9 protein-coding genes are annotated in these 7,830 nt (G+C 61.2%); 6 read left to right on the top strand and 3 right to left on the bottom strand.

The window, feature by feature from the left end:
- Positions 1-253 (bottom strand): alcohol dehydrogenase catalytic domain-containing protein (locus tag NKH19_RS29405; protein ID WP_352983354.1); only part of this gene is annotated, 253 nt, incomplete at its 3' end.
- Between the two features lie 383 nt (positions 254-636).
- Here NKH19_RS29405 and NKH19_RS29400 point away from each other — a divergent pair.
- The 5 genes from NKH19_RS29400 (at position 637) to NKH19_RS29380 (ending at position 5,222) form a co-directional block, all read left to right on the top strand.
- Positions 637-1,875, top strand: a complete 1,239-nt coding sequence (locus NKH19_RS29400) for a lanthanide ABC transporter ABC transporter substrate-binding protein PedA1 (protein WP_352873233.1) — start codon at positions 637-639, stop codon at positions 1,873-1,875.
- Positions 1,876-1,939: 64 nt separating this feature from the next.
- Positions 1,940-2,866 carry a PQQ-dependent catabolism-associated beta-propeller protein gene (locus NKH19_RS29395; RefSeq protein ID WP_502911067.1) on the top strand — a complete coding sequence of 309 codons (927 nt, stop codon included), beginning with the start codon at positions 1,940-1,942 and terminating at the stop codon, positions 2,864-2,866.
- Positions 2,867-2,932: 66 nt separating this feature from the next.
- Positions 2,933-3,721 (top strand): lanthanide ABC transporter ATP-binding protein PedB/LutE, encoded by a 789-nt coding sequence (locus NKH19_RS29390; RefSeq protein ID WP_352873236.1) that lies wholly within the window; start codon positions 2,933-2,935, stop codon positions 3,719-3,721.
- Positions 3,718-4,593: an ABC transporter permease gene (locus NKH19_RS29385; RefSeq protein ID WP_502911065.1), complete on the top strand. Its 876-nt coding sequence runs from the start codon at positions 3,718-3,720 to the stop codon at positions 4,591-4,593. Before NKH19_RS29390 ends, NKH19_RS29385 begins: the two co-directional genes overlap by 4 nt.
- Complete coding sequence (locus tag NKH19_RS29380) at positions 4,593-5,222, top strand: hypothetical protein (RefSeq protein ID WP_352873238.1); 630 nt, start codon at positions 4,593-4,595, stop codon at positions 5,220-5,222. Before NKH19_RS29385 ends, NKH19_RS29380 begins: the two co-directional genes overlap by 1 nt.
- Positions 5,223-5,246: 24 nt before the next feature.
- Here the strand turns inward: NKH19_RS29380 and NKH19_RS29375 are convergent, their stop codons facing one another.
- Entirely contained in the window at positions 5,247-5,447 is a 201-nt protein-coding gene (locus tag NKH19_RS29375) for a hypothetical protein (RefSeq protein WP_352873240.1), read from the bottom strand.
- 219 nt (positions 5,448-5,666) lie between these two features.
- The gene (locus tag NKH19_RS29370) at positions 5,667-6,656 is read right to left on the bottom strand and encodes a LysR family transcriptional regulator (protein ID WP_352873242.1); all 990 of its coding nucleotides are present in this window, start codon (positions 6,654-6,656) and stop codon (positions 5,667-5,669) included.
- 121 nt (positions 6,657-6,777) lie between these two features.
- Here NKH19_RS29370 and NKH19_RS29365 point away from each other — a divergent pair, with 121 nt between their 5' ends.
- Positions 6,778-7,827, top strand: a complete 1,050-nt coding sequence (locus tag NKH19_RS29365) for a class 1 fructose-bisphosphatase (protein ID WP_352873243.1) — start codon at positions 6,778-6,780, stop codon at positions 7,825-7,827.
- Positions 7,828-7,830: the final 3 nt, after the last annotated feature.

Below are 7,830 nucleotides of genomic sequence, written 5' to 3'. Positions count from 1 at the left end.
TGACGTGATCGCCCTTCTTGACCGAGGTGACGCCCTTGCCGACATCGACGACGATGCCGGCACCCTCATGGCCGAGGATCGCCGGAAACAGGCCTTCGGGATCGGCGCCAGACAGCGTGAATTCGTCGGTATGGCAGATGCCGGTCGCCTTGATCTCGACCAGCACCTCGCCCTCGCGCGGACCGTCGAGGTCGACCTCCATGATCTCCAACGGCTTTCCGGCGGCGACTGCGACTGCGGCACGCGTTTTCATCAGGCATTCCTCCCAAGGCAGTCGAAGAATTTCATGTTCCGGCGGGTTTGCGGCCTGCCTCGCAATACAAAATGTCCGTTTCCAGGTTGCCGTGAGATCGTAATAATCCAACGATCCACCTCATAAGTCTATTCTACCAAGGTCCTCCACCTCACCCGCCTCAAGGCAGCCGCGTTATGGACACGATGCTGATCAGTTCGGAACTTTCCGACAGTTCCGGGGAAGCCCTGACGGCTACCTCATTGCCGCGGGAGTAGGACTAAAGCAGAGCCAGAACGCCTGCTCAAAAGGTTGATAAATCCCGCAGGTTCACTAAGCTCACCTGGGGCACCTTGGCTTCGCTCGGCAACGATCGAGTAAGCGCAAGAAGTGGTAATTTGTCGATGACAAGTGCGGTGCCGGGCACCTTGGCGGCCCTTTTGTGCTTTCTGTCCCTAACCGCTGGTGCGTTGGGCCAGCAAGTGACTTTGCAGCGGGCGGGCGCGATCAAGCCGGACGCAAAGATAACCGAAATCAAGATAGGCTATTTGCGGGCCTACGCGCCGCGACTGATGCTTTCGCTGCTCGACGTGCCGCCGCGTGACGAAGGTCTCGCCGGTGCCAATGTCGCTATCGGCGACAACAATACGACCGGGAAGTTCGTCAATCAGAAATTCAGCCTCGACGTTACCGAGATAAGCCCGGAATCGGACGCGGTTCAGGCATTCGACGACCTGGTCGCCAAGGGCGACCGCTACGTGGTTGCGGACGTCTCGGCCAAACAATTACTGTCGATCGCCGACATCGCCCGCGACAAGGGCGTGCTGATCTTCAACGTCGGCGCCCCCGACGATAGCCTGCGCGAAGAGGACTGCCGCGTAAATGTCTTCCACATCGCGCCGACGCGAAGCATGCTCGCCGACGCGCTGGCGCAGTATCTCATGGTGAAGAAATGGCCGAACTGGGTGCTGCTTTACGGTTCGCATGAGCAGGACCACCTCTATGCGGACGCGTTGCGCCGCGCGGCAGCCCGCTTCGGTGGCCAGATCGTCGCGGAGAAGGAATTCAAGGACACCGGCACGGCGCGCCGCACCGATACCGGAGCCACGCAGATACAGCAGCAGATCTCGGTATTCACGCAAGACCTCCCGGAGCATGACGTGCTGCTTGTGGCCGATGAAAGCGAGGTGTTCGGGACCTACGTACCGTACCGCACCTGGACGTCGAGGCTGGTCGCGGGCACGGCCGGTATCGTGGCATCATCATGGCATCCCGCGAGTGAGCAGTGGGGCGGCATCCAGATGCAAAGTCGCTTCCTGAGGACGACAGGTCGGCGAATGCTGTCCAAGGACATGTCGGCCTGGACGGCCGTGCGTGCCATCGGCGAAGCCACCACGCGCACCAATGGCGACGATCCGAAAAAGATCAGCGATTATATCCGCTCGGACGATTTCTCGGTCGCCGCCTTCAAGGGACAGAAGCTGACCTTCCGCAAATGGAACCTCCAGCTTCGCCAGCCGATCCTGCTTGGCGATGCCAAATCGGTCGTTTCGACATCTCCCCAGGAGGGCTATCTCCATCAGGTCTCCGAGCTCGACACCCTCGGCATCGATCAACCGGAAACGAAATGCGTTCTCAAGTAGCGCCAATCGGGAGGAATTCGTGCAGAGCCGAGCTTGCGTATTCGCCATTGTCGCATTCGGCCTCATGGCCGGCTCGGCATCGGCCTACACGGCCTATGTCTCCAATGAGAAGGACAATACGATGACTGTCGTCGATACGGCAACCATGCAGGTTGTCAAGACGGTCGACGTCGGCCAGAGACCGCGCGGCGTCACCATCTCGCACGACGGCAAGTTCATCTACTTGTGCGCCAGCGACGACAACGCAATCCAAATCATCGACACCGCGACGCTGCAGGTCGTCGGCACGCTGCCCTCCGGCGACGATCCCGAATTGTTCGTGCTTTCGCCCGACGGCAAGACGCTCTACGTCGCCAACGAAAACGACAATCTGGTCACCGCGATCGACGTCGACAGCAAGGAAATAAAGACCGAGATTCCGGTTGGTGTGGAGCCGGAGGGCATGGCCGTCAGCCCCGACGGCAAGACCATGGTCAACACCTCAGAGACCACCAGCATGGCGCATTTCATCGACACCGAGAGCCATGACGTGACCGACAACGTGCTGGTTGACACGCGCCCGCGCTTCGCTGCGTTCACGCCCGACGGATCGCAGATCTGGGTCAGTGCCGAGGTCGGCGGCACCGTCAGCGTCATCGATAACGCCAGGCGCGAGGTCGTGAAAAAGATCAAGTTCGCGATTCCGGGGTTACGGGCCGAAACTATTCAGCCGGTAGGCATCGCCATCAGCGCCGACGGCAAGAAGGCCTATGTCGCGCTCGGCCCGGCGAACCATGTCGCGGTGATCAACACCGAAAGCTACGGCGTGGAAAAGTACATCCTCGTCGGCCAGCGCGTCTGGCATCTGGACTTCACCCCCGATCAGAAAACACTGATCACCACAAACGGCAATTCCAACGACATCACTTTCATCGACACAGCGACCGACGAACCGGTTCAGTCGGTCACCGTCGGCCAGCAGCCCTGGGGCGTGGTCATATCGCCCCAATGAAAGCAGCCGGAAGACTGACGCCGGCGACGTCGAGCGCGCTATGCAAACATCCTGAAGGAGCCATCCATGCAGCATGTCAGGGCGGGGCAAGACGGAGATGAGGTAGCGGCGCTCGACGTCGCCGGCGTCTGCCATTCCTATGGTCCGAAGCGGGCGCTCAACGACGTCTCGTTTTCGATCGCGCCGGCGACTTTCACCGCCCTGCTTGGTCTCAATGGTGCCGGCAAGACAACTCTGTTCTCGTTGATCAGCCACCTTTACGACACGCGCCGGGGATCGATCCGCATCTTCGGCCATGACGTCAGCCGTGCTTCCGGCGAGGCGCTCAGACGTGTCGGTATCGTGTTCCAGGCACGCACGCTCGACCTCGATCTGAGCGTATACCAGAACCTTTCCTATCACGCCTCGCTGCACGGCATCGGACGGCATGAAGCCCGGCAGCGCATTGCAGCGCTGATCGAGACAGTCGACATGCGGGGCCGCCAGCACGACAAGGCTCGCAGCCTTTCCGGCGGCCAAATGCGGCGCATCGAGATCGCCAGGGCGCTGCTCCACCGTCCCCCCCTGCTGCTGCTCGACGAGGCGACGGTTGGTCTCGACATCCAGTCGCGCGCGGGCATTCTTGCCACCATCCGGAACTTGGTCGAAAGCGAGGGCATCGGCGTGCTTTGGGCCACCCATCTGATCGACGAGGTTGATGACGGCGACCATGTCATCGTGCTGCGGCAGGGTGACCTGGTCGCCAAGGGCAAGGTGGCCGACGTCGTCAAAGCAAGCGGTGCTGGTTCGATCCGCGACGCCTTTTCGAGGCTCAGCCGCAGCGAAGCAGCCGGCGTTGCGGAGATCTCGCCATGAGCGCTTCCGCAATGCCGGAAAAGGTCGCCGCCGTCACGCCGGCGACATCCGGCGCATTCGGCCTTCGTCACTATCTCATCTGTCTCAAAGGTGTCGTCGTACGGGAATGCCTGCGCTTCCTGCACCAGCGCGAACGTTTCATCTCATCGCTGGTTCGCCCGCTCGTCTGGCTGTTCATTTTTGCCGCCGGATTCCGGCAGGTGCTCGGCGTCTCGATCATCCCGCCCTACAAGACTTATGTGCTCTATGAGGTCTACATCACGCCAGGCTTGTGCGGCATGATCCTGCTGTTCTCAGGCATGCAGTCTTCGCTGTCGATGGTCTACGACCGAGAGATGGGCAATATGCGCATCCTGCTGGTCAGTCCATTCCCCCGGTGGTACCTGCTGTTATCGAAGATGCTCGCCGGTGTTTCCGTGTCGATCGCGCAGGTCTACGCGTTCCTGATCATTGCCTGGTTCTGGGGCGTCAAGGCGCCGCCGCTCGGCTATTTGTTCGTGCTGCCGGCCCTGTTCCTGTCAGGCATGATGCTTTGTGCGCTCGGCATGCTTTTGTCCTCGATGATCAAGCAGCTCGAAAACTTCGCCGGCATCATGAACTTCGTCATCTTTCCCGGCTATTTCGCTTCTCCGGCGCTTTATCCCTTGTGGCGCATCCAGGAAGCGAGCCCGCTTCTTTGCAAATGCTGCCTTGCCAACCCTTTCACCTACGCCGTCGAACTTATCCGCTTCGCCTTCTACGGGCAGGTCGACTGGGTGTCGCTGGGCGTCGTCGCCGGCTGCACGCTGCTGTTCCTGGGAGGCGCCATCATCGCTTATGACCCTTCGCGCGGCCTGATGATCCGCAAACAAGGCACGGGAGGAAACGGTTGATGGAACGGATGAGCCTCGCTCGCAGCCTGGTTGCGGCTACCATGCTCGTACCGCACGCCAGCGCTATAGCCGCGAATGCCGATCCGGACTGGCCCTGCGTGCAGCGCAAGGTGCCGCAACTCTCGCTCGGCCAGGTTTGGAACGGACCGGACTTTCCACCAGCGGCGAAGGACTGGTCGGAGGACCGGCTGGTCTCAGCCCTTGTCGAGGAGGTGGCAGCTCGCAGGCTGCCGATTGCAGACGCACAGAAGAAGATCAGGGATTTTGCGTCCTCCCTGCCGGCCGGGCAGCTTGCGGCGAAAATGGCGATGCTCGAGCAGGGCATGTTCGACCACATGGACGCCGAGCGTTCGCACGTGATTTCCGGCATTTCCCGTTACGCCCACAGACAGCTCGAAATGGCCGCCGAATTGCGCAAGGAAGCGTCCGAAGTCGACGTGTTGCGTGCAAAACCCAACACGGATCAGGACGAGGTCGAGCGGCGGACAGACCAGCTGAATTTCGCGACGCGAATCTTCAATGAGCGTGCGCAATCGCTGACTTATGTCTGCGATGTGCCCACGATAATCGAGCAGCGGCTCTATCAGCTGTCCAAGACTGTCTCGGAAACGCTCGCCCCCAAGAAATAGCACTTGCTTCGAAGACGCGCCCCGTCAGGTTCCCCGGCCGGGCAGCACACGCCAACGCTGCACGAAATAGCCAGGATGTGTCTCCAGCCAATGGGCGACCAGCGGCTGCGCCTGCATGAAGGCCACTCCGGGATTCATGGCCAGGCCGTCCGCCATTTCCTCGCGTTGCTCGCAGATCTGCGGCACCGCCGTCATGCAGACCATCATCACGATTGTATAAAGCATTGCCCCTTCCCTTCGAACTCCCGAACCCATGCCCGGGACGCATAGCGATTTGCCTGCAGGGTTGGTTGCCCATCCGTCTAGCTGCGTTTGTGAAGCGCCTGCCCCTGCCCTTCCACGCAGCAACATAACATGCGAGCCGGCCGACCACCATCGGCGGCCACCGTTGTTCACGCCCTTCTCGGGGCCTTTTCGCACGATCACGACGGCCGATATTGGGATTCACCCCGGTCGTTTTCCGGGCGCCATCGTTTGTTGCCTCGGTACTGCTTCATTCGCTTCGGGGTATGGATACAATTTGCCGAACAGGGGCAGGTACGTTGCGCCCTTGCGCATCAGAAAATCGTTGAAGGTCGCCAGGGCCGGCGAGATCACGTGATCGGCGCGCATCACCGAAAACCATTGCCGGCGGATCGGCATGCCGATCACGTCGAGAATAACGAGCCGGCCGGCTTCCGTTTCCGCGGCAATTGTGTGGGCGGAGATGAAAGCGATGCCGAGACCTGCCATCACCGCTTGCTTGATAGTCTCGTTCGACCCCATCTCGATGCCGAGATCGTCGATCCGGCCGGGCACGTCACCCAGGAATATCTCCAGCGAGATGCGCGTGCCCGAGCCCGGCTCGCGAATAAGGAAATGCTCCTCGGCGATCCTTTCCTTGGAAATGTCGCGTGCCGACGCCAGCGGGTGTTCGGGCGGTGCGATGATAACCAGCGGATGATCGCCGAAGACCGAAGCGCGCACCAAAACTTCCTTGGGCGGACGGCCCATCAGTGCGATGTCGATGTCGTGATTCTTCAGGCTATCGATCGTTCCGGCGCGATTGCCGATGGCAAGCCGCATGTCGATGTCGGGATGCTCCTTCATGAAGCCGGCCATGAGCCGCGGCGCGAAATATTTGGCGGTGGAAACGACGCCGAGGCTCAGCCTGCCGGTGCGCACGCCCTTGATGGCGTCCACCTCGTCGTCGAGCAGGCGGAGCCGGTCCTCGATAGCCTGCGCCGCCTCGACAAAAGCCAGTCCCGCGGCGGTGGGACGCATGCCGTCCGATGTCCGGTCGAACAAGGCCAGCTGGAACTCCTCCTCCACTTGTCGCAACTGGATCGTCAGCGCTGGAGGAGAAAGGCCTAACACCTTGGCCGCGCTGACGATTTTCCCCAGGCTGACGATTGCCTGCACGGTCTTGAATTGCTTAAGCGTCAGGTTTCTCATGAGGCATACTAAATTATTTTTATTGGTCAAGTAAAGTTATTGAATTTTACTTATCACGGATCGTTTGGTTTCATCTCTCGCAGCCGGCCCTGAGCAGACAAGGGCCGGACCGGAGGTTGCGATGCCAGCGGCAACGCTCGACGCTTTTCTCAACTCCTATCTCGGCGACCCGCCGGACGAACGCCGCTCCGCGGTCGTGGCCACCGTCCGTCAGCTTACCCAGGCTGCCACCAGGGTCCGCAATGCCATCAACCAAGGGGTGCTCGGCGCCGCTTTTGCCGGGACCCGCGGCGCCAATGCCAACGGCGATGTCCAGACGGATCTCGACGTCTTCACCGACGACATCTTCCTCGACGCCATGCATCACGCTCCGGTCGCGCTCTATGCCTCCGAGGAGCTGGAGCAGCCAGTCCTGCTCGACAGCCAAGCCCCCCTCGCCATCGCCATCGACCCGCTCGATGGCTCTTCCAATATCGACACCAACGTGTCGGTCGGGACGATTTTTTCCCTCCTCCCTGCAACTGGCGCGCCGGACGCCTCTCCGGCCGCCTCCTTTTTGCAGGCAGGCGTGAGCATGCTGGGCGCCGGGTTCTTTATTTACGGCCCGCAGCTGGCGCTCGTTCTGTCGCTCGGCAGCGGCACGCATGTCTTCGTGCATTCGACCAGGTTGGGCACCTTCGTCCAAGCTTACGAGAGCCGGATCATCCCCGAGCGGACCCAGGAGTTCGCCATCAACGCCGCCAACTACCGCCATTGGGACGAGGCCGTGCGCCTCTATGTCGACGACTGCCTGGAAGGCATCGAAGGCCCACGGGAGAAGGACTTCAACATGCGCTGGATCGCCTCGCTTGTCGCCGACTGCTATCGCATATTGATGCGTGGCGGCGTGTTTCTGTATCCCGGCGACCAGCGCAAGGGTTACCGACAGGGACGGCTGCGCCTCGTCTATGAAGCCAACCCGATCGCCTATCTGATCGAACAGGCAGCCGGCGCTGCCACCGACACGATCACCCGCATCCTCGAAATCGAACCCGAGAGCCTGCACCAGCGCGTACCCGTGGTCTTTGGATCGGCGCGCGAAGTCGCGCGCATCACCCGCTACCACACCGAACCCAGCGCTATCGGCGAGCGTGCGCCGCTGTTCAGCCGCCGCGGCCTGTTCAGAGCCTGAGCG

It is taken from the genome of Mesorhizobium sp. M1338 (assembly GCF_040318045.1).
Taxonomy (GTDB): Bacteria; Pseudomonadota; Alphaproteobacteria; order Rhizobiales; family Rhizobiaceae; genus Mesorhizobium.
The sequence above is the reverse complement of the archived record's forward strand: the minus strand, read 5'-3'. Positions and strand labels throughout refer to the sequence as shown.

Bases quoted from the DNA above. Each gene is read 5' to 3' on its own strand.
- NKH19_RS29365 (WP_352873243.1), top strand. From the start codon at position 6,778: ATGCCAGCGGCAACGCTCGACGCTTTTCTCAACTCCTATCTCGGCGAC.
- NKH19_RS29395 (WP_502911067.1), top strand. From the start codon at position 1,940: ATGGCCGGCTCGGCATCGGCCTACACGGCCTATGTCTCCAATGAGAAG.
- NKH19_RS29370 (WP_352873242.1), bottom strand. From the start codon at position 6,656: ATGAGAAACCTGACGCTTAAGCAATTCAAGACCGTGCAGGCAATCGTC.
- NKH19_RS29380 (WP_352873238.1), top strand. From the start codon at position 4,593: ATGGAACGGATGAGCCTCGCTCGCAGCCTGGTTGCGGCTACCATGCTC.
- NKH19_RS29390 (WP_352873236.1), top strand. From the start codon at position 2,933: ATGCAGCATGTCAGGGCGGGGCAAGACGGAGATGAGGTAGCGGCGCTC.
- NKH19_RS29385 (WP_502911065.1), top strand. From the start codon at position 3,718: ATGAGCGCTTCCGCAATGCCGGAAAAGGTCGCCGCCGTCACGCCGGCG.
- NKH19_RS29400 (WP_352873233.1), top strand. From the start codon at position 637: ATGACAAGTGCGGTGCCGGGCACCTTGGCGGCCCTTTTGTGCTTTCTG.
- NKH19_RS29375 (WP_352873240.1), bottom strand. From the start codon at position 5,447: ATGCTTTATACAATCGTGATGATGGTCTGCATGACGGCGGTGCCGCAG.